This is a genomic window from Prevotella denticola (assembly GCF_900454835.1).
In the GTDB taxonomy this organism is placed as follows: Bacteria; Bacteroidota; Bacteroidia; order Bacteroidales; family Bacteroidaceae; genus Prevotella; species Prevotella denticola.
The window spans coordinates 122364-144645 of record NZ_UGTM01000001.1; the positions used below are offsets into that span (position 1 = coordinate 122364).

The window sequence follows — 22282 nt, forward strand, 5'->3', positions numbered from 1 at the left end:
AAAGTGTGAAAAAATGCTTATCTTTGCACGTCTATCAAGTGTAGCGGAACAATAATTAAAAACAATCATAATAAAATGCAGAACAAAGGATTAGTAATTTGCGTAGCCGTCCTCCTGACGCTCGCAAGTATCTTCTACCTGTCTTTCTCTGTGGCGACAAGCTACTATGACAGTCAGGCAGCAAAGATCAAGGACCCTATTGCGCAGCAGGATTACAAGGATTCTGTCAAGTATTTGGGTATCTACTCTTACCAGAAGTGCCTTGAGACACAGATCGGGCTCGGTCTTGACCTGAAGGGCGGTATGAATGTCGTACTTGAAATTTCCGTGCCCGATGTTGTCGACGTGCTGGCCGACCACAAGCAGGATGCTGCTTACCAGAAGGCGATGGCGGAGGCCAAGCAGGAAGAGATGACCAGCCAGAAGGACTTCATTACGCTTTTCATCGATGCTTACCACAAGGTAGCGCCGGGCCATTCGCTCGCCGAGGTCTTTGCGACACAGCAGCTCAAGGGAAAGGTCAGCACGCAGAGTTCTGACAGCGAGGTGGAGAAGGCACTCCGCGAGGAGGTTGCTTCAGCTATCGACAACTCCTACAATGTCGTTACCAACCGTATCGACCAGTACGGTGTCGTCCAGCCGAATATCCAGAAGCTCGAAGGGCAGGAAGGCCGTCTGATGGTGGAAATGCCGGGTATCCGCGAGCCGGAACGTATGCGCAAGCTCCTGCAGGGTTCTGCTAATCTTGAGTTCTGGGAGACTTACAACAACCAGGAGGTTGCCCCTTATCTTGCACAGCTCGACCAGCGGCTTGCCAACGGCGATACCAAGGCCGATACCGTTGCCGCAGACTCAACCCGGAAAGCACAGGCTAAGCCGGCTGCAACGCCGAAGTTCGCTCTCAAGGCCGACAAGAGTGCTGCTGCCGGCGAAGATGCCCAGACGGCCGCACTGAAGAAGATGCACCCGCTGCTCTCCATGTTGCAGACCATTCCGGGCGATGCACTCAGCCTCGTCGGTTATGCCAGCGTACGTGACACGGCCGCCATCAACAAGCTGATTCACAGTCCGCTTGCCAAGCAGGTGCTGCCAAGCGACCTGAAACTTCTATGGGGAGCCAAGCCGGCAGACGGTCTGAACAAGAAGAACGTATATGAGCTTTATGCGCTGAAGATCACCACTGCCGACGGTCGTGCGCCGATGGAAGGTGATGTCGTGACAGATGCCAAAGACCAGTTCGACCAGTTCGGCCGTCCTGAGGTCAGCATGACAATGAATTCCGAGGGTGCCCGTGAGTGGGCTGCCCTGACAAAGGCAAACGTGGGTAAGGCGATAGCCATCGTGCTTGACGGTGTTGTCTACTCAGCTCCCCGTGTCGACGGTGAGATTGATGGCGGTCAGTCGTCTATCAGGGGCAACTTCACCATCGAGGATACCAAGGACCTGGCCAACACGCTGAAGTCGGGCCGTATGCCGGCTCCGGCAAAGATTGTCCAGGAGGAAGTCGTAGGTCCTACGCTCGGTGCCCAGTCTATCCAGCAGGGTCTCGTCTCGTTTGTCATTGCCTTTGTCCTGCTGATGCTCTACATGATCGTCATGTACAACGTCATCCCGGGCATGATGGCCAATCTGGCGCTGATTGCCAACCTCTTCTTCACGCTGGGCGTGCTTGCTTCTTTCCAGTCGGCATTGACCATGCCGGGTATCGCCGGTATCGTGCTGACACTGGGTACGGCTGTTGATGCCAACGTGCTTATCTACGAGCGAATCAAGGAGGAGCTGCGGCTTGGCAAGGGTATGAAGCAGGCACTGCATGAAGGCTACAGCAATGCTTTCTCGGCCATCTTCGACTCCAACCTCACCTCGCTCATCACGGGTGTCATCCTCCTCGTGACCGGTACAGGTCCTATCCGCGGTTTCGCAACGACATGGATCATCGGTATCATCATCTCGTTCTTCACGGCTGTCTTCCTGACACGTCTTGTCTTCGAGAACCGTGTCAGCAACGACAAGTGGCTGAACCTGACTTTCTCGACGGGCTTCTCAAAGAACTTCATGCAGGGAAAGAACTTCCACTTCCTCAGTATGTACAAGCGCAGCTTCACCGTATGGGGTGTTGCCGTCGTCATCTGTATCGTCAGCTTCGTTGTCCGCGGCCTGAGCCGCAGCATCGACTTCACGGGCGGCCGCAACTATGTTGTCACGCTGAACAAGCCTACACAGGTCGAGGATGTGCGCAAGGTGATGAACGGTGCATTCGTCAATACCGTCGGTGAGAAAGCCGGAAAGCCGGCGACGACCAATGTGATTGCGCTGGGTACGGACGGCAAGACGGTACGTATATCGACCAACTATAACATCGAGTCGAACGACCCGCTCGAGGACGACAAGGCTGAGACCATTCTCTACAAGGCCTTGAAGAGGGGCGGCTTCGTCAGCCAGACAAGCGTTGCCAACTTCAAGAATCCGGACATCCGTGAGGGCGGTTCCATCATACAGAGTGCGAAGGTAGGGCCTTCCATCGCCAAGAACATCACTTACAATGCGTTCCTGAGCGTCCTGCTGGCCATCTTCTTCATTTTCCTGTACATTCTGCTGCGCTTCCGTAACATCGGATTCTCCGTCGGTTCAATTGTCGGTCTTGTCCTCGACACGACCATCGTTATCGGATTCTTCTCATTGTGCTACGGCTGGATAGGTTTCTCGCTCGAGATCGACCAGACCTTCATCGGTGCAATCCTTACCGTTATCGGTTACGATATCAACGACACGGTGGTTGTCTACGACCGTATCCGTGAGAACCTCCGTAACCACAGGCACAATCTTGCCAAGGCAGACATCCAGGAGATTTTCAACTCTTCTATCAACCAGACCCTTTCACGTACCATCAATACATCGGTCTCTACGTTGATAGTACTTGTCTCCATCTTCATCCTCGGTGGCGACAGCATCCGCAGCTTCGCTTTTGCGATGATCATCGGTATCATCATCGGTACGTTGAGCTCCATCTTCATCGCTTCACCGGTTGCCTATCTCGTATTGGGCAAGAGGATAGAGAAGCGTTCGCATGAGCTTGCCGAAGCACCGGCCGAGGCTTAACCTGGCATTCATCTGAACAAAGGTCTTACACCTTATTATATAAGCAGCCCGCTACCTGTCGAGGTAGCGGGCTGCTTGCGTTCTCCAGCCAGCGTGTCCGCCGGCCTGTCATCCTTCGCTCTGTCCTTTCAAATTCCCCTCAGCCTTTCCCGGCAGTTCTCAAGAATGGTTATCAGTTCCTCCATTTTCGTGGCACGGAGCATGGAGATACGTGTCTGTCTGAAGTCGGGGATACCCTTGAAGATGGGCGAAGCTGCCAGGTGGCGGCGCGTATGGATGATACCTCGGTATTCGTCAATGCGTTCCACATTGATGCGCAGCATCTCCTCCAGGACATCTATCTTCTCGTCAAGGGGCAGCTCTCCTTCTCCCTGACGGAATATCCATGGGCAGCCGAAAGTGGCACGTCCGATCATGACGGCATCGATACCATAACGGTCGAACTTTTCTCCGGCCTCCCTGACGCTCGTAACATCGCCGTTTCCGATAATCGGAATATGAATGCGGGGATTCTTCTTCACTTCGCCGATCAGGGTCCAGTCTGCCTCGCCGGTGTACATCTGCGAACGGGTACGTCCGTGGATGGTCAGAGCCTGGATGCCGCAGTCCTGCAGCTGCTCCGCAAGGTCGGTGATGACAAGGTTGTCTTTGTCCCAGCCCAGCCGGGTCTTTACCGTGACCGGAATGCTGACGGCCTTCACGACCTCGCGTGTTATCTCCAGCAGCAGCGGGATGTTCTTCAGCATCCCCGATCCGGCACCTTTGCCGGCTACCTTCTTTACCGGACAGCCGAAGTTGATGTCGATTACATCTGGCTTTGCCTGTTCCACGATTCTGGCAGCCTCAACCATCGAAGCCACGTCCCTTCCGTATATCTGTATGCCCACGGGCCGCTCGCTGTCGTCGATGACCATCTTCGACAGGGTCGACCTGATGCTCCGGATAATGGCATCGGCCGATACAAATTCCGTATATACCATCGCTGCACCGAACCGCTTGCACATCTTTCGGAACCCGATGTCCGTCACATCTTCCATCGGAGCCAGGAACAGCGGTCGCTCTCCAAAATCTATTGTTCCTATTTTCATGGGTGCAAAGGTAAGAAAAGGCTTTGAAAAGTAAAAAGGTAAAAAGACTAAAAAGGTAAAAAGACTAAAAAGGTAAAAAGACTAAAAAGGGTAAAAAAGTAAAAAGGGTAAAAAGGAGCATTGAGCTATTGGAAGAACTTCGCCTGCCGAACCCGTCAAATAGAGCCTGCACGAGAAGAAAAAAACTGCCGTATTCCCGGCATCATGCCTGAAGCCGTACTTGGCTTTTAAATTTGCAACCCGGTTGCAGAACATAATCCTTACCTTTGCGGCAGAATAACAATGCAGTAACAGGTTTTGGATTATGAACAGGAAACTTATCAGAATCATTCTCACCGCTGTACTCCTGGCAGGAGCATGGCTGGTGGAGCGTTATGCGGCACTTCCTATGTGGCAGGTGCTGCTCGTTTATGCAGTACCCTACCTGCTCATCGGCTACGATGTATTGGGCGAGGCGGCAGAGGGCATCATGGAGGGTGACCCGTTCGACGAGGACTTTCTCATGAGCCTTGCCACCGTCGGCGCACTTCTTATCGGTTTCCTGCCCGGTGCGGAACCGCAGTTCATCGAGGGGGTGTTCGTCATGCTGTTCTTCCAGCTGGGTGAGCTTTTTGAAGACTATGCGGAAGACAAGGCGCGCGACTCTATCTCAGAATTGATGGACATCCGGCCTGACGTGGCCTTTGTCAGCCGGAACGGAAAGACAGAGGGCGTATCTCCGGAAGAAGTACATACCGGAGAGACGGTCATCGTGAAGCCCGGCGAGAAGATTCCTCTGGACGGGACCATCCTCGAAGGCAGCTCCAGTCTCAATACCGTAGCCCTGACAGGGGAGAGCCTGCCGCGTGACGTGGTTGCCGGGATGGAAGTCGTCTCCGGCTGTGTCAATCTTTCCGGAGTGCTGAAGGTGCGCGTTGACAAGCCTTTCAGCGAGTCGACAGCTGCGAAGATCATCCGGCTTGTCGAGAATGCCGGCGAGAACAAGTCGCACAGCGAGTCGTTCATCCGCCGCTTCGCACGTGTCTACACGCCTGTCGTGGTCATTGCCGCCATCGCATTGGCGTTCATCCCTCCGTTTTTCTATAACAGCTATGCTGCCGCTTTCGGTTCCTGGCTCTACCGGGCACTGACTTTCCTGGTCGTAAGCTGTCCCTGCGCACTGGTCATCTCCATTCCGCTCACATTCTTCGCCGGTATCGGCGGTGCATCCCACAAAGGAATCCTCATCAAGGGCGGGAATTATATGGATGCTCTGGCAAAGCTCTCCACGGTGGTTTTCGACAAAACCGGGACGTTGACACGCGGCACTTTCGAGGTTGAGGCTGTCCATCCGGAAACCCTCTCTGAACAGGAACTGCTCCATCTTGCCGCTCATGTCGAACGCTTCTCCACCCATCCCATCGCCGTTGCCCTGCGTACAGCCTATCCCGATGAGGCAGACAGCTGTACGGTAGAAAACATACGGGAGACTGCCGGGCAGGGCATTACGGCAAGCATCAACGGCAAGACCGTCAGCGTGGGAAATGAACGCATGATGGAGGCTCTCGGCATTACACTCCACCCTTGCAGACGCTGTGCGGACCATACGGGAACGACAGTCCATGTAGCCCTCAACGGTGAATATGCCGGTCATGTCATCATCTCCGACCAGCTGAAGGACGATGCCGCTGAAGCCATTACACTGTTGAAACAGCTTGGTGTCAGCAAGACCGTCATGCTGACAGGCGACAGAGAAGAGGCTGCCAGGCTGATTGCCGGGCAGACCGGCGTGACGGAATACCATGCGGGACTGCTCCCTGCCGACAAGGTCGGTCATGTGGAAAGGCTCATAGAGACGCAGAAAGGAAAGGGAACCGTGGCCTTTGTCGGCGACGGCATCAACGACGCTCCGGTGCTGGCACGTGCCGATGTGGGGATTGCCATGGGCGCACTGGGCAGCGATGCGGCCATCGAAGCTGCCGATGTCGTACTGATGGACGACAAGCCGTCCAAGATTGCGCTTGCTGTCCGACTGTCCCGGCGCACCATCCTCATCGCCCGGGAGAACGCCTGGTTCGCCATCGGCATCAAGCTCGCCGTACTCATCCTTGCTGCTTTCGGGATGGCAAGCATGGGGCTGGCCGTTTTTGCCGACGTCGGTGTGATGGTGCTTGCCGTACTCAATGCGATGCGTGCAAGATAGAGTCTGCACCGTTCCACGGACTGCACGGAACAGTCCCGACTGATTGGGAACAGAATTCCCGACCGGTCGGGAACAGGAGTACCAGGTGTCGGGAACAGGAGTACCGGGCGTTGGGAACAGGGATACCGGCGGCCGGTGAAACGACATCACAACTGTAGACTGGAAATTGCCTTTGTCTTTTTCCCTTTCAGGCGGGCAGGATATACCGCATAAAAGCGAAAAGAAACAAAGAGCCGACAATGTCCATGATAAACAGAAGTCCAACGTGGAATTTTCAGAATACTCCTTTAAAAAAAGAGGATGTATCATTGGCTGATACATCCTCTTTCTTATTGGTTGCCTTTAAGGAGGTTCTGAAAATGTCCTTTGCGGTGATTTGTCTTTTAAATGGGCAAGAGCTGTCTGTTTTCCTGAAGAAGCATTGCCGGGGTTGTGCGACTGAGGGAGAAGTATGCCGCATAAGAGCAAAAGATACAAAGAGCCGGCAGTGTCCATATGAAAAGTCCAACGTGGGATTTTAGGACAGACCTGCCTCTTCCCGTTTCCGCCAAAGGCTTCCTTATGCGTTCACGCGGCCCAGGTAGCTGCCGGTGCGGGTGTCGATCTGGATGACCTCACCCTCGTTGATGAAGAGCGGAACACGTACAACGGCACCCGTCTCAAGTGTTGCAGGCTTGGTAGCGTTGGTGGCGGTGTTGCCTTTGATGCCCGGCTCGCTGTGCGTGATGGTCAGTGTCGTCTTGACAGGCATTTCGGCAAGGAGAATCGTACCGTCGGAGGTGTCTGTGACAACTTCTACCACGTCACCCTCTTTCATATAATCAGAACCGGTAATCTGGTGCTTGGGGATTGGAATCTGCTCGAAAGTCTCCTGGTTCATGAAGATGTAGCCCGTGGCATCCTGATAAAGGTACTGGTAAGGACGACGCTCCACACGCACGTCCTCGAGCTTGAATCCCACCTGGAATGTACGCTCCAGCACACGGCCGTCGGACACATTCTTCAGCTTGGTAATCATAACGGTGTTTCCCTTGCCCGGCTTGCGGTGCTGGAAGTCGATGCAGGTCCAAATTTTGCCATCAAGACGGATACATGTTCCGATCTTGATTTCCTGTGAATTGATCATAATCTGTTAATATCTAATTTGTTACTTTTTACGCAATGAGGTCTCGCCAATGCGGTGCAAAGTTACGGAAAATATAGAAAAAAACATAAATAACAGGCGTAAAAAACACCGTTTCCTTGGTTAATTCAAAAAGATTAAGTAATTTTGCAACCCATAACGGCAGGTTTCGTCATATCGACTTGCAATCCCGCACTTCAACAATAAAAAAATAACAACAAAAATAGGACAAGAAAATGAAAAGAACATTTCAGCCGCACAACCGTCGTCGTGTAAACAAGCACGGTTTCCGCGAGAGAATGGCAACAAAGGACGGTCGTCGTGTACTGGCTGCTCGTCGTGCCAAGGGTCGTAAGAAGTTAACCGTTTCTGACGAGCACCACGGGAAGTAAGAAGAAACACGCATTTCCCCCTTGTGGGTTTTCATGCGAAAACGGAAAGAAGTAGAGACTAATCTTTGCTCCTTTCCGTTTTTTTATCTACCTTTGTCCCATTATTGCAAGACGGTTTGACGGGGTGGCAAGTGAACGGTTTGACAGGTTGACGGGCTGACAACGGACAGGCGCATCGGTAGACAAGTAAACGATTTGAATGACATCAAGAGAATTCTTCCATAAATTCAACAGTACGTATGTCTGGGGCAACATCCTTGCCATCGTCATCCTCGTGCTGATGCTGGCGATAGGAGTCAGGTTCGGACTTGACTTCTATACCCATCACGGCGAATCCATCGTGGTGCCGGATGTAATCCACAAACAGTATGACGAGGCGGTCGACATCATGGACAAGGTCGGTCTGACGATAGAAGTGACCGACACGGGATATGTGAAGAATCTTCCCCCCGACTGCATTCTCGAGCAGTCGCCGGCCGGCGGCAAGCGCATCAAGTCCACCCATGTGATCTACGTGACCATCAACGCTGCCAGTGCGCCGTCGCTCGTCATTCCCGACATCATCGACAACAATTCGCTCCGTGAGGCGCAGGCACAGCTGCTCTCGATGGGCTTCAAGGTAGGCGAGCCGGAATACATACCGGGAGAGAAAGACTGGATCTACGGGATTCTCGTCAACGGAAAGCACGTGCAGGCAGGCGACCGTGTACCTGCGGATGCTGTCATCGTCCTGCAGGTGGGCGACGGTACGCGCGAGATCAGCGATACGGCCGGACTGAACGAGCCGGAATATGAAGATGTCGAGGTGGAAGAGAAAATGCCGAAATACGACGAGGTGGAAGAGTATGTGGAAGTTCCCGTCGACGAGAACGGCAACGAGATAGAGGAAGGACACGGAAAGCCGGGGACAGGAAGTCCGGGAGCTTCGTCACAGTCGGGGCTTCCTGCTGACCCGTCCTCATCGAAACCAACAGAGTAAAGACGCATGACCGAAGAAGATGAAAGGCTGTTCGATGACGGCATGGCCGACGACTTCCTCCTGGCGGAGGGGGGCGGCGGGACGCTTTACGAGCACTTCCGTGTCAATGTAGACAAGGGCCAGGAGCCTGTCCGCATAGACAAGTTTCTCTACGAGCGGATGCAGCATTCCAGCCGCAACCGCATCCAGAAGGCGGCCGATGCCGGATTTATCCATGTAAACGGTACGGCGGTGAAGAGCAGCTACAAGGTGCGCCCGGAGGATGTCATCACGCTGATGCTCGACCGTCCGAAGCACGACAATACCATAGAAGCCGAGGACATACCGCTGGATATTGTCTACGAAGACGACGTGCTGATGGTCATCAACAAGCCGGCAGGGCTTGTCGTCCATCCCGGTGCAGGCAATTTCCACGGTACGCTGATCAATGCCGTAGCCTGGCATCTGAAGGATATGCCGGCTTTCGATCCGAACGATCCGGAAGTGGGGCTGGTACACAGAATTGACAAGGACACGAGCGGACTGCTTGTCGTTGCGAAGACGCCTGATGCGAAGACGGATCTGGGCAGACAGTTCTTCAACAAGACGACGCACCGCAGCTACAATGCCCTTGTTTGGGGTAACTTCACCGAAGAAGAGGGACGGATTGAAGGCAACATTGCCCGCGACCCGAGAGACCGGCTGCGTATGGCGGTCTTTCCGCCTGGATCGGAAACGGGCAAGCCTGCCGTGACACACTACCGTGTCATCGAACGGTTCGGCTACACGACGCTCATCGAGTGTGTTCTCGAGACAGGCCGGACGCATCAGATCCGTGCCCACATGAAGCATATCGGACATCCGCTGTTCGGCGACGAACGCTATGGAGGGACAGAAATCCTGCGGGGACAGCGGTCGAGCACTTACAAGGCATTCATCCGCAACTGTCTCGCCATCTGCAACCGGCAGGCACTGCATGCACGTACTCTGGGCTTCGTCCATCCTGTCACGGGCCGGCAGATGGACTTCACCAGCGGCCTGCCGGACGACCTTGCAGCACTGATTGAGAAGTGGAGAGGGTTTGTCGGTGGAAAGTGGAATGTTGATGATTGACAATAGTACGGGGGGAACAGGGCTGCCCCAGCCTTACCGGTAATACCGGCAAAGCCCGGAATATCGGCGGTCCAGGGACACTGGCATTGACAAAGCACCAGTATCGCAAGAACGAAGACACCTGTCTTCAGTCCCCCTTATCTTAAAAATAAAAAGAAACAATGAAAGATTCAAAGCGGACAATCGCCATCGTCTGCGGTGGCGATTCATCAGAACACGACGTTTCCATGCGTTCCGGACAGGGACTGTACTCCTTCTTCGACAAGGAGCGATATAATATATATATAGTAGACGTGAAGGGGATTGACTGGCACGTCGAACTGCCGGACGGCAGTCTGGCTCCTATCGACAAAAACGACTTTTCGTTCGTCATGGGCGGCAGACGGTGTGAGTTCGACTATGCCTACATCACCATCCATGGCCAGCCGGGTGAGAACGGTGTCATGCAGGGTTATTTCGACCTGCTCCACCTTCCTTATTCGACGAGCGGTGTACTGGTCGAGGCAATGACCTTCGACAAGTATGTACTCAACAACTACCTGCGCGGTTTCGGTGTGAAAGTCGCCGACAGCATCCTGCTCCGGCGTGGCGAACCCTATGATGAGGCGGAAATCGAACGGCGGCTCGGTATGCCCTGCTTCGTGAAGCCGGCTGCCGACGGCAGCAGCTTCGGCGTGTCAAAGGTGAAGAATGCCGACCAGCTCGCCCCGGCTCTCCGGGTAGCTTTCATGGAGAGCGATGAGGTGATGGTGGAGGGATTCATGGACGGAATGGAAATCTCGCAGGGCGTTTACAAGACAAAGGCGAAGGCTGTTGTCTTCCCTGCCACGGAAGTGGTCACCAGCAACGAGTTCTTCGACTATAACGCCAAGTACAACGGACAGGTGCAGGAAATCACCCCGGCGCGTATGTCGCCGGAAACCGCCCGGCGTGTTGCCGCTGAGACCAGCCGTATCTACGACATCCTGCATGCCAACGGCATCATCCGCATAGACTACATCATCTCGAAGGACAAGGACGGCAACGACGTGATCAATATGCTTGAGATCAATACCACCCCGGGCATGACCGCCACCAGCTTCATTCCCCAGCAGGTACGTGCGGCAGGGCTGGACATCAAGGAGGTGCTGAGCGAAATCGTGGAAAACCAGTTCAGGTAATCCTTCCGCTCTGTCGTAGGCAGGAAAGAAAAGAGAGAGGGCATCAGAAAGTCTGTCCGTCAATGGACTATGGACTTTTTGATGCCCTCTCTCTTTTCAATTTACAGGACGGACGACGGATGCCAGTTCCGGATGCGGATGCGCCTCCCATGCGGAAGAGGCATACGGCGGATGTCATCGGCGGATGTTCCACATCGGTGTCTCGCCGCCTCCGATGAGCACGTCGATGTTGGCGCCGTTCTTCTTCTCGATGACATCCCATGCCCGCAGCTGAATGAACTGTGCGGGGGAGAGGTTCAGCTCGGTCATGTAAGCCTTGTCGGCCACGGCTTTGTTGCGTTCGGCCTTGGCGCGTGCAAGCTCCATCTCCGCCCGTTTCTCTTGTGTCTGTTTGGCTTGGATGCTTGCAGCCGTCTTGTTCATTTCCTCCAGCTGCTCTTTGTTCGGCATGACGCGGTCGGTGATGACCTGCTGTATGTCGATAGGGAAGTTGGCCTTCCGCGACAGTGCGGCAACGTAGTTACGCATGGACTGCTTGATGCGGTCGTCGAATTTCGCCAGCACCTCACGGTTGCTCATCAAGTCGAACGGCGAACAGGAAGACACGTATTCACGTACTTTGTTGCGGAAATAAGGCTCGATGAAGTTCTCAAACCAGTTCTCGCCATAGTTACGCAGCAGGTCGGGTGTCTGTCCTTTCTTCACCTGGATGATCATGTACATGTTGACATCGAGCGGCGTGTTGTCGTTCGACAGCAGGTCGTCGAACTGGAACTGCATCTTCTGCGGAAGAATGTTGAAGTAGACGGCGGTAGTCGTCGGTGCGACCAGTGTGATGGAGTTCACCGGTTCGTCGTCGACACGTGTGTTGCCGAAGAAGATCGGCTTCATCTTCAAGGCTGCCTCTTCGTCGTATGAGGGGTTGACAAACGAGAAGAAGGCAAGGCTCGCTACAAGGACGGCTGTAATGATTCCAGCAGGAATCCATACCTTTCCTGAAACTTTCATGTTGGGTAGGTTTATTGGATTGATATTGGCATTCTTCGGATTGGAGGGTCTTGGGGGGCTATTCATAAACAGGTAAGTATAATTCGTAAATAAATAATGTGATGATTCTGCATGGATGGTGTCTCCATGTGCAAATTTACATAAAAACTGTGATTTATAAGCCGGTTGGATAAAGAAAGTTTTTTTCTTTAGAGGAAAGATAATGAAAAATTCTGGGATATAGTAGGTCCGGAAAATGACCTTTGATGGATTTTTGCTTTTTAGGCGGGTATGTGTTCGTTCTTGAATGGATGCCGTCCGGTAAACATTCGTCGTCTCAGCCAGTTATCGGCATCTTCTTGATATGCATTCTGTTGACAGGAATGCCCCTGTCTGTCCATTTCCTGCCTGCGTGTTGCTGCCTGTCACGTGTGGTGTTGTCGGCAGACACCAGTCGTGTGGGCCCTCAACACCCTGGCAATATGCCGCTGGGCCGGAAGCTGTTTGTAACTGATCAGCTGACAGGATTTATCTGGTCGGTGGGCTGTTTTCCTCAAACAATATGGGACTGTCTGTTTAAAGGGGATTCCGTATGGGAAATGATATGGTTTAAGTTTTACCGGACAGCAATAATACAGGAAAGGCACTCTGCCCTGGAGCATGATCAGGCACAAAACCATGAATACAACATGGAAGCCGGCCTCGGTTTCCTGTAAAACATCGGCAAGATTTTCTCTGCGATGTGCCTGAGTGCCCTGCCAAACGAAACTTATCTGTTTTCTAAACGAAATAAAAGGTATAAAAGATGTTAATTTATTTGGCGTTATTTATGTATTTTATGTATCTTTGCTCCGTAAAGAAACGTATATGTTTTGAATAACAGCTTCCGTGTCTGTTGTACATTTCGTTTCGAAACATTATGAAGATGACTTTTTGACTGTTTAGAACAACCTATACAATGAGCAGCGTATTAAACAAAGACTATGATGTGATTATTATCGGTGGGGGCATTACCGGTGCCGGCACTGCACGCGACTGCGCCTTGCGTGGACTGCGTGTGCTGCTTGTAGAGAAGTCCGATTTCACCAATGGAGCGACAGGACGCAATCACGGTCTGCTGCACAGCGGTGCGCGCTATGCTGTGACCGACCCGGAGTCGGCTTCCGAATGTATCAAGGAGAATATGATTCTCCGGCGTATAGCCCATCACTGTGTGGAAGAGTCGGACGGCTTGTTCATCACGTTGCCTGAAGACGACATCCATTATCAGGCGACATTCGTCGAAGCCTGCGGAAGGGCAGGAATAAAAGCCAGTGTCATTTCTCCGGAAGAGGCACGCCGCATAGAGCCGTCGGTCAATCCCGACCTCGTCGGGGCCGTGCGTGTGCCTGATGCTTCCATTGACCCTTTCCATCTCACAACGGCGAACATCCTGGATGCACGCCGTCATGGGGCCGATATTCTCACTTATCACGAGGTGACAGGCCTGATTGTCAGGAACGGACGCATTGAGGGAGTGCAGCTCCGCAACAACCATACGGGTGAGGACAGCGAGGCGCATTGCCGGCTGGTCATCAACGCCGCAGGTATCTGGGGACACGGCATTGCCGGTATGGCAGGCATAAAGTTGAATATGTTTCCAGCCAAAGGGACGCTCCTTGTGTTCGGTCATCGTGTCAACAACATGGTCATCAACCGCTGTCGCAAGCCTGCCGATGCGGATATTCTCGTACCGGATGATACGGTGTGCGTCGTCGGAACGACAAGCGACCGCATTCCATACGAAACGATTGATGACCTGAAGGTAACGCAGGAAGAAGTGGACCTGTTGATAAAGGAGGGCGAGAAACTCGCTCCAAGCCTTGCGACGACACGCATCCTGCGTGCCTATGCAGGTGTCCGTCCGCTTGTCGCTGCCGACAACGACCCTTCAGGACGAAGTATCAGCCGTGGCATCATCTGCCTGGATCATGAAAAACGCGACGGTCTGGCTGGTCTTATTACGATTACAGGCGGCAAGATGATGACCTACAGGCTCATGGCGGAGCAGGCCACAGACCTGGCCTGCAGGAAACTGGGTGTCGATGCGAAGTGTCGGACAGCCGTCCTCCCGCTTCCCGGAACAGAAGGAAAGTCGGGCGACAGGCCCCGTCACGTCTATTCTACAGCACATAATGCTGCCGAAGGAAGACAGGGAAACCGCGTGCAGGAAGTAAGCGAGACAAGTGAGGAAGACCGCTCGCTGGTCTGCGAATGTGAGGAAGTGAGCGTCGGTGAAGTGAAATATGCCATCGAGGAACTGCACGTCCACGACCTGCTCAACCTGCGCCGACGCACACGGGTGGGTATGGGCACCTGTCAGGGCGAGCTCTGTGCCTGTCGTGCGGCAGGCATCATGTGCCGGACGGGAATGGAGACGGACAAGGCACTGGCCGACCTCCGCAGTTTTATCAACGAGCGTTGGAAAGGGATGCGTCCTGTGGCTTGGGGCAGTACATTGGATGAAGCGCAGCTTACGGCGGTGATTTATCAGGGGCTGTTGGGACTGGCAGCAGGAAAAGGCTGATGGTGTCGGCAGGGCTGGCAGCCACAGTTTTCTTAGCAGCATTAGTGACAGTGGAAAATTTAGAAAAGCCAGAAAAGCCAGTGGTATTAGCAAAGCAATAACTACCGGCAGACCCTGAAAATTCTAACGAGGCAAGCAATCTACACAATCAAAACAATCGACGATGAAATACGACATTATAATAATAGGTGGCGGACTCAGCGGACTCACTGCTGGTATCACACTGGCACAGGCAGGCCGTCGCGTCTGCATTGTGTCGGCAGGACAAAGCAGCCTGCACTTCCATTCCGGCTCGTTCGACCTGCTGGGCTATGATGTGGAGGGAAAGCCGGTCACCCGTCCCTTGGAAGCAATCTGGCAGTTGGGAGCAGAGCATCCCTATGCAAAGATTGGCTTTGAAAGGATTGCCCGGCTGGCGGATGAGGCCGAGACGCTTTTGAATGAAGCGGGCGTGAAGGTGAAAGGTGACAGCAAAAAGAACCATTACCGTTTCTCTCCGCTTGGCAGACGGATTCCGGCATGGCTGACGACCGAGGGATATGCTGTGTGCGAAGAGGCGGATACCCTGCCTTGGAAACGTGTGGAAATCCTGAATGTACAAGGGTTCCTGGACTTCCCGACTGAATTCATCTCAGCCGGTCTCAAGAAACAAGGTGTGGTCTGTCAGGTGAAGTCTTTTACGACAGACGAGCTGCGCCATGCGAGGAAGAGTCCTACGGAAATGCGTGCGACAAACATAGCGAAGGTACTGGCAGACAGGGAAAACCTACGCAAGGTTGCCGACTGTATCAATGCCGTCAGCGGAGAGGCCGATGTGCTGTTGCTGCCGGCTGTACTGGGCTTCAGTGACGACAAGAGTCTCGACGAACTGAAGACAATGGTTGAAAAGCCCATAGCATACCTCCCGACACTCCCTCCGTCGGTATCGGGAGTCCGTACGGCTATCCTCCTGAAGCGGCTCTTCGCCCGTCTGGGCGGTACGCTGCTGGTCGGCGACAAGGCCAATGGCGGTGTGTTCAAGGACGGCCGTCTCGTCTCAGTCACTACAGATCATCTGCCGGACGAGACTCTCTATGCCGACCAGTTCATCCTTGCCTCAGGGTCTTTCATGAGCCATGGACTTGAAAGCAACTACCAGCGTGTGTTCGAACCGGTGTTCGGTCTTGATGTCGATGCTGCCGGGAAACGTGCTGAGTGGACGAAGGAAGATGCCTTTGACGCACAGCCTTACATGGAATACGGTGTGCGGACAGACCGGGATTTTCATGCCATAAAGGACGGGCAGACCGTCGGCAATCTCTTCGCCGTGGGTTCCGTACTGAGCGGACACAACCCTGTCAGGCTCCTCGATGGTACAGGTGTTTCACTCTTGACTGCCCTTCAGGTAGCCAGAACAATTACAGAAAGGAGATAAGGTCATGCCAGAAGGAATACAACTGAAGAATATCAGCGGCAATAACTTGGAACAGTGTCTGAAGTGTTCAATCTGTACTGCGTACTGCCCGGTGTCGGCAGTAGAGCCGGCATACCCCGGTCCGAAGCATTCCGGCCCCGACCTGGAGCGTTACAGACTGAAGGACAGCAGGTTCTTCGACGAGGCCTTGAAGATGTGTCTGAACTGCAAACGGTGTGAAGTGGCCTGTCCCTCCGGTGTCCGCATAGCCGATATCATTCAGGCTTCACGCATCAAATACAGCACACATGGTCCTATCTTGCGCGACAGGATGCTGGCGAACACTGACTTTGTCGGTACGATGGCGAACAGGGTGGCACCCATAGTGAATACTACCCTGGGCCTGAAACCTGTCAAGGCGGTGCTCCACGGCGTGATGGGGATTGACAAGCATCGCAGCTTCCCGGCCTACAGCAGCCGGAAGTTCGAGACCTGGTTCAAGCGCAATGCTGCCCCAAAGCAGGACGGATACAGGAAACATGTAAGCTATTTCCACGGCTGTTACGTCAATTATAACTTCCCGCAGCTGGGAAAGGACCTCGTGAAGATCATGAATGCAGCAGGCTATGGTGTCCATCTGCTGGAGAAGGAGAAGTGCTGTGGCGTGGCGCTGATCGCCAACGGACTCAGTAAGCAGGCTCGCCGGCAGGGAGAAGTGAACATCAACTCCATCCGGAAGTCGGCAGAGAAAGGCCGGGTGGTCCTCACGACCAGCTCCACCTGTACCTTTACCATGCGTGACGAATATGCGCATCTGCTGGGCATAAAGAGCGATGACATAAGAGAGAACCTCACACTGGCCACCCGCTTCCTTTACCGGCTCATAGAGCGGGGCGAGATAAAGCTGGCGTTCCGCAAGGACTTCAGGATGCGTGCAGCCTATCATTCAGCGTGCCACATGGAGAAGATGGGCTGGGTGGTCTACAGTACGGAACTGCTGAAGATGATTCCGGGACTGGAACTTGTGATGCTCGACTCCCAGTGCTGCGGCATTGCCGGTACGTATGGCTTCAAGAAAGAGAACTATGAACGGTCGCAGCAGATCGGCTCCGGTCTCTTCACACAGATAAAGGAAGTCAATCCCGACTGTGTGACGACCGACTGCGAAACCTGCAAGTGGCAGATAGAGATGTCTACGGGATATGAAGTGAAGAACCCCGTCTCGATACTTGCCGAAGCCCTGGATGTGGAAGAAACAATGAAGTTGAATGGTTTATAAACGCTTATAAACGCCCACCATCGTCTATCACAGCCTACCATTGCCTATCATCACCCCGCAAAATAACAACCTACAAATTATTACTGACATGGAGAAGAAGTTTATCCTGGCCCTCGATCAGGGCACAACAAGTTCAAGGGCTATTGTCTTTGACCACAACGGACAGATTAAGTCCGTTGCACAGAAAGAGTTCACACAGTATTTCCCACAGCCGGGATGGGTAGAACACAATCCCAACGAAATCTGGTCGTCACAGGCTTCTGTGATAGCGGAAGCCATCTCCGCCATCGACATCAACGGTCTTGACATTGCCGGCATCGGTATCACCAACCAGCGTGAGACGACCATCGTATGGGACATCGACACCGAAGAACCCATCTACAACGCCATTGTCTGGCAGGACCGCCGTACGGCCGAGTACTGCGACAAGCTGAAGGCACAGGGGCTGACGGACAAGATTCATGAGAAGACCGGGCTGATTGTCGACGCTTACTTCAGCGGGACAAAGATCAAGTGGATTCTCGACAACGTACCGGGAGCACGCAAACGCGCCGAGATGGGCAAGCTCCGTTTCGGCAATGTTGACGCATGGCTGGTATGGCGTCTGACACGCGGAGAGGTACACGTGACCGATGTCACGAATGCTTCCCGCACCATGCTCTTCAACATCCACGACCTGAAATGGGACGAGGACCTGCTGAAACTGCTCGACATCCCTCTGTCCATGATGCCCGAAGTGAAGTCGAGTTCGGAGATTTACGGACACACCAAGACCACCATCTTCGCCCACGAAGTGCCTATCTCGGGCATCGCCGGCGACCAGCAGGCGGCTCTCTTCGGCCAGATGTGCATCGAGCCGGGTGCCATCAAGAACACCTACGGGACAGGCTGCTTTGTGATGTTGAACACAGGTCGGAAGCCTGTCATGTCGAAGAACAACCTGCTGACGACCATTGCATGGAAAATCGGCGACCGTGTCGACTATGCTCTGGAGGGCTCTATCTATGTCGGAGGCTCTGTCGTGCAGTGGCTGCGCGACGGTCTGGGCTTCATCACCTCGTCGTCGGAGATAGAAGACCTGGCTTCCACCGTGCCCGACAGCGGCGGAGTCTACTTCGTACCTGCCCTCACCGGCCTCGCCGCCCCTTACTGGGACCAGTATGCCCGCGGTACGATCGTCGGCATCACGCGCGGTACGACCCGTGCGCATATCGCCCGTGCCGCCCTTGACGGCATCGCTTTCCAGACTTACGACATTGCCCAGGCCATGGCGAAGGACATGGAAGCACCGCTTACAGAACTGAAGGTTGACGGCGGAGCCTCCCGCAACAACCTCCTGATGCAGTACCAGTCCAACCTCCTCGGCATAAAAGTAGTCCGCCCGAAGATTACCGAGACCACCGCCCTCGGTGCCGCTTACCTTGCCGGTCTGGCGGTCGGCTTCTGGAAAGACATTGACGAAATCAAGAACCAGTGGCAGGTTGAGCGCAGCTTCGAGCCTCTTGCCGACAGCGAAGAGATAACTGCTGCCAAGGCCGGATGGGCAGATGCCATCGGCAGGACACTGACAAACAGGTAGACAGCCGGCCGGGGACAGGCGGTTGTCGGCAATAACCGGCGTACCATGCGATTATAAAATTCCATCATCGCCTATCATTGTCTATCATCGCTCATCCCCGCCTATCTCCCCCTCAACAATCCTAAACAACAATTACCTAAATTCAAACATTATGGAATATTCTATGACGACCCAGTTCCTGATGGAACTGATTGGAACACTTGTCCTGGTACTTTTCGGAGACGGTGTATGTGCGTGTGTAACGCTGAACAAGAGTAAGGGACAGAATGCCGGATGGGTGGTGATCACTCTGGCATGGGGTCTCGCAGTCTGCATGGGTGTGCTCGTTGCCGGACCCTATACTGGTGCCCACCTCAATCCTGCCGTATCACTCGGCCTGGCTGTAGCGGGTATGTTCCCCTGGAGTTCGGTCCCTGTCTACATCGCCGCACAGATGATCGGCGGCGTACTGGGCGGTATCCTCGTGTGGGTTTTCTACAAAGACCACTACGATGCCACCGACAACGACGCTGCGAAGCTCGGGACGTTCTGCACGGCTCCGGCCATCCGGAACTACGGGATGAACTTCCTCAGCGAGGTAATCGCCACGCTGGCACTGGTCTTCATCATCATCAGTTTCAGCACAAAGGGCAACTGCTGCGATCCGGAACACTTCAAGTTCGGACTGGCAGCCCTCGGTCCTGTTCCTGTGACGCTGCTGATCATCGCACTCGGTATGTCGCTCGGCGGTACGACCGGTTACGCCATGAACCCTGCCCGTGACCTCTCTCCGCGCATTGCACACGCCATCTGCATGAAGGGCGGCAACGACTGGGCTTACTCATGGGTGCCTGTTGTCGGTCCTATGGTCGGCGGTGCCATTGCCGGTCTGTGCGGTGTATGGCTGCTCTCATTGTAAAAATTGAACATGACTGCTTAGCTTGCATTACATAACCAGATGAGGACGGACCGGGAGGCCGGGATGTATGCCCTACGGAAACCTTGCATCCTGCACGCCCTCATCACAATACCGAAAACTATGACGAAAAATCTATTCAAAATGGCCTGTGCGGCTGCCTTGAGCCTTGTTTCTTTCACAGCCAACGCACAGAAGCTGCACTTTGTATCAGAACTGGAGACAGCCCATCTGTGGCGCGGACTAGAGGTCTCAAAGGGACTGACCTTCGACAATGACGTCTCCATCTCCGACAACAACGACCACTTCCGCTTCGGACTGTGGGGCGGAATGCAGACGGACGGTGACTACAAGGAGTTCGACTATTATGCTTCCTACACCCATGGCGGATTCAAACTCGCCGTCTGGGACATTTACAACTTCTCCGACGGTATCTATGCCAACGACAAGGCGTACCGTATCTTCAACTATAATGCCCGCACGACAGGACACTTCATCGATGCCGCCGTCAGCTACGACTTCGGCGAGAAGTTCCCCCTGAGCCTTTCCTGGTCGACCATTCTTGCCGGGCGCGACCGCGGTGCTCTGAACGACAAGAACCTTTATTCCACCTTCGTGCAGGCTTCTTACAAGGTTTATGAAGACGAGGATTTCGTCGTGACTCCCTCTGTCGGCGCAGCCTTCGCCTTGAGCCCGGAGGACGGCAGCCATGCTACGTTCTACGGCAAGTCGGCCGGTGTCAACGATGTGCGGGTCAACGTGACCTATAAGCTGAAAGTCGGCAAGCATCCTATGCCGGTGACGGCTACGGCCATGTGGAATCCGGAAGCGAACAAAGGTTACTTCCGCGCTTCCATCAAACTGCTTGACATCTGACCGTCTCCTGTGTCTGTCCGGAACAGGCTGCAAGGGCGGTTATACCGTTACAGGCCTTTAGTAATCTTGACCAGATAAAAGTACTTAGTATTCAAGAAAATCCCCGGTTGTCGTGATGACAGCCGGGGATTGTTTTTAGGATTGTCTACAAAGAACAGGTGTTCTTTTTGTCCTTATAATTTACTCTCCCGTATGTCTGGATTCTTTCTGAAGTCTATGTCTCTCTTTCTTTCGGGAGAGAGGGCGGTACACGGAATCTGAGGAAGATGGAAGCACTTGTAAATAGCTTACAGACAGCAATATGGAGTGCCGTTTCGAGACAGTGCTTACTTGCAGGCCAGACAGGCGTTAATTGACGTGCAAGTAAGCCTTGCTTGGAATGCTGGCAGGCGTTAACCGGAAAGCAGGTGAGGGCTGATTGGAATCGAGGTGACCGTTTTCATTTCCGAAAGCGTAGGTCAGGATGGAAGAGAACAAGGATTTTCTGCATTGATTGTAAAGTATTTTCTCGTCTTGTGCAAGGATAGTCCTTTCCCGTTTCCGCCGTCCGTTTTGGGTGGAGGATGCGCAGGTCCGTCGCCCGGATGCTACTTGCTGATTTCCTCCGGCAATGAATCCTTGATCCATTTGGCAAACATACCGAGCAGCGTACGGCGGATGAAACTGGGCGAGGTCATAAGGATGATTTCACGTGAAGGAATAGGGTGGGCAAACGGCCGGACAAGTCGTTTCTGCCCGTCGGTCAACTGGGACAGGGCAAGCTGCGGAATGAAGGTGACGCCCTTGCCGTTCTCCACGATCCGCATGAAGGTCTCTATGCTTCCCAGGTTATAGCTCTTCTTGCTCCGTGCCGCCGACTTCAGATGGCAGAACTTCACCAGCTGGTCGCGGAAACAGTGCCCTTCGTCCAGCAGCCAGAGGTATTCGCCCGACAGGTCGGACGGACGGATGAACTCCTTGCTGAAGAGGGGGTCGTTTTCAGCCACATAGGCGAGGAACTGTTCATGGTAGAGTGGCGTGCAGTCCATTCCCTCCAGACCGCCGACCCTTGCCAGAATGCCGGCGTCAATATCGCCCCTCCTGACAGCCCTGCACATATCTTCTGTCTTCATTTCCGTAATCCTGACGTCCATCTCCGGGTGTTCGTTCATCAGCTGGGGAAAGAAGCGCGGGATGAGATAGGGTGCGATGGTGGGCAGGACGCCCACTTCAAAGGTGCCGGTAAGCGTCTGTTTCTCCTCTTCGACGGTCTGCCGGAGCTTCTTTGCCCTTGAAAGCACCTTCCATGCTTCCTCTATCACCTTCATGCCTGCCTTTGTCGGCTGGATAGGCTGCCGCTTGCGGTCGAAGATTTTCACGCCGAGTTCGTCCTCCAGTTTCTGTATCATCGAACTGAGGGTGGGCTGTGTCACATCGCAGTAGTCGGCCGCCTTTGCGAAGTGTCTGAGCCGGTAGACTGCCATGATGTATTCAAGTTGTTGTAGCGTCATCGTCTTGTCAAGTTTGATATGTCCTGACAAAAGTAGGAAAAAAACGCCGGACAGTCGCATCCCCGACCTGTAATAATTCTAAAATGGCATAGAAAAAGGGGA

At 53.8% G+C, this 22282-nt stretch carries 17 protein-coding genes; 13 read left to right on the top strand and 4 right to left on the bottom strand.

The features are described 5' to 3' along the window. The first annotated feature begins 75 nt into the window (after positions 1–75). Positions 76–3099, top strand: a complete 3024-nt coding sequence (gene secDF, locus DYH27_RS00555) for a protein translocase subunit SecDF (RefSeq protein ID WP_004354426.1) — start codon at positions 76–78, stop codon at positions 3097–3099. Between the two features lie 128 nt (positions 3100–3227). Here secDF and dusB read toward each other — a convergent pair whose 3' ends face one another. Continuing rightward, complete coding sequence (gene dusB, locus DYH27_RS00560) at positions 3228–4187, bottom strand: tRNA dihydrouridine synthase DusB (protein ID WP_025067859.1); 960 nt, start codon at positions 4185–4187, stop codon at positions 3228–3230. A 304-nt stretch (positions 4188–4491) separates the two neighbouring features. Here dusB and DYH27_RS00565 point away from each other — a divergent pair, with 304 nt between their 5' ends. Then, the gene (locus tag DYH27_RS00565; RefSeq protein WP_025067858.1) at positions 4492–6369 is read left to right on the top strand and encodes a heavy metal translocating P-type ATPase; all 1878 of its coding nucleotides are present in this window, start codon (positions 4492–4494) and stop codon (positions 6367–6369) included. Between the two features lie 559 nt (positions 6370–6928). Here DYH27_RS00565 and efp read toward each other — a convergent pair. Then, positions 6929–7495 (bottom strand): elongation factor P, encoded by a 567-nt coding sequence (efp, locus tag DYH27_RS00570; protein ID WP_004354453.1) that lies wholly within the window; start codon positions 7493–7495, stop codon positions 6929–6931. 233 nt (positions 7496–7728) lie between these two features. Between efp and rpmH the strand changes: the two genes are divergently transcribed. The 4 genes from rpmH to DYH27_RS00590 all read left to right on the top strand — a co-directional run bounded on the left by rpmH (position 7729) and on the right by DYH27_RS00590 (position 11115). Beyond that, on the top strand, positions 7729–7884 hold the full coding sequence (gene rpmH, locus DYH27_RS00575) for a 50S ribosomal protein L34 (RefSeq protein WP_004354441.1): 156 nt from the start codon (positions 7729–7731) through the stop codon (positions 7882–7884). 199 nt (positions 7885–8083) lie between these two features. Next, positions 8084–8863 (top strand): PASTA domain-containing protein, encoded by a 780-nt coding sequence (locus tag DYH27_RS00580; RefSeq protein ID WP_013670635.1) that lies wholly within the window; start codon positions 8084–8086, stop codon positions 8861–8863. 6 nt (positions 8864–8869) lie between these two features. After that, on the top strand, positions 8870–9955 hold the full coding sequence (locus DYH27_RS00585) for an RluA family pseudouridine synthase (RefSeq protein ID WP_025067857.1): 1086 nt from the start codon (positions 8870–8872) through the stop codon (positions 9953–9955). 161 nt (positions 9956–10116) lie between these two features. Beyond that, positions 10117–11115 (top strand): D-alanine--D-alanine ligase, encoded by a 999-nt coding sequence (locus DYH27_RS00590; protein WP_004354450.1) that lies wholly within the window; start codon positions 10117–10119, stop codon positions 11113–11115. 174 nt (positions 11116–11289) lie between these two features. Here DYH27_RS00590 and DYH27_RS00595 read toward each other — a convergent pair whose 3' ends face one another. Further along, complete coding sequence (locus DYH27_RS00595) at positions 11290–12123, bottom strand: SPFH domain-containing protein (RefSeq protein ID WP_373274473.1); 834 nt, start codon at positions 12121–12123, stop codon at positions 11290–11292. A 245-nt stretch (positions 12124–12368) separates the two neighbouring features. Between DYH27_RS00595 and DYH27_RS13505 the strand changes: the two genes are divergently transcribed. The 7 genes from DYH27_RS13505 (at position 12369) to DYH27_RS00630 (ending at position 20690) form a co-directional block, all read left to right on the top strand. Continuing rightward, positions 12369–12818, top strand: coding sequence for a hypothetical protein (locus tag DYH27_RS13505; protein ID WP_244595132.1), 450 nt, complete (start codon positions 12369–12371; stop codon positions 12816–12818). Between the two features lie 242 nt (positions 12819–13060). Continuing rightward, positions 13061–14668: an anaerobic glycerol-3-phosphate dehydrogenase subunit A gene (gene glpA, locus DYH27_RS00605; protein ID WP_025067854.1), complete on the top strand. Its 1608-nt coding sequence runs from the start codon at positions 13061–13063 to the stop codon at positions 14666–14668. A gap of 163 nt (positions 14669–14831) precedes the next feature. After that, positions 14832–16082, top strand: coding sequence for a glycerol-3-phosphate dehydrogenase subunit GlpB (gene glpB, locus DYH27_RS00610; protein ID WP_025067853.1), 1251 nt, complete (start codon positions 14832–14834; stop codon positions 16080–16082). A gap of 4 nt (positions 16083–16086) precedes the next feature. Beyond that, complete coding sequence (gene glpC / locus DYH27_RS00615) at positions 16087–17340, top strand: anaerobic glycerol-3-phosphate dehydrogenase subunit GlpC (protein ID WP_029216543.1); 1254 nt, start codon at positions 16087–16089, stop codon at positions 17338–17340. Positions 17341–17428: 88 nt separating this feature from the next. Beyond that, a complete protein-coding gene (gene glpK, locus DYH27_RS00620; protein WP_029216542.1) occupies positions 17429–18919 on the top strand; it encodes a glycerol kinase GlpK in 1491 nt (496 codons plus the stop codon). A gap of 151 nt (positions 18920–19070) precedes the next feature. Then, the gene (locus DYH27_RS00625) at positions 19071–19817 is read left to right on the top strand and encodes an MIP/aquaporin family protein (protein WP_007367942.1); all 747 of its coding nucleotides are present in this window, start codon (positions 19071–19073) and stop codon (positions 19815–19817) included. A gap of 120 nt (positions 19818–19937) precedes the next feature. Further along, positions 19938–20690 carry a hypothetical protein gene (locus DYH27_RS00630; protein WP_029754994.1) on the top strand — a complete coding sequence of 251 codons (753 nt, stop codon included), beginning with the start codon at positions 19938–19940 and terminating at the stop codon, positions 20688–20690. Positions 20691–21277: 587 nt separating this feature from the next. On the opposite strand, the gene DYH27_RS00635 is transcribed toward DYH27_RS00630, so the two are convergent. Next, entirely contained in the window at positions 21278–22180 is a 903-nt protein-coding gene (locus tag DYH27_RS00635; protein ID WP_029216540.1) for a hydrogen peroxide-inducible genes activator, read from the bottom strand. Between the last annotated feature and the right edge of the window lie 102 nt (positions 22181–22282).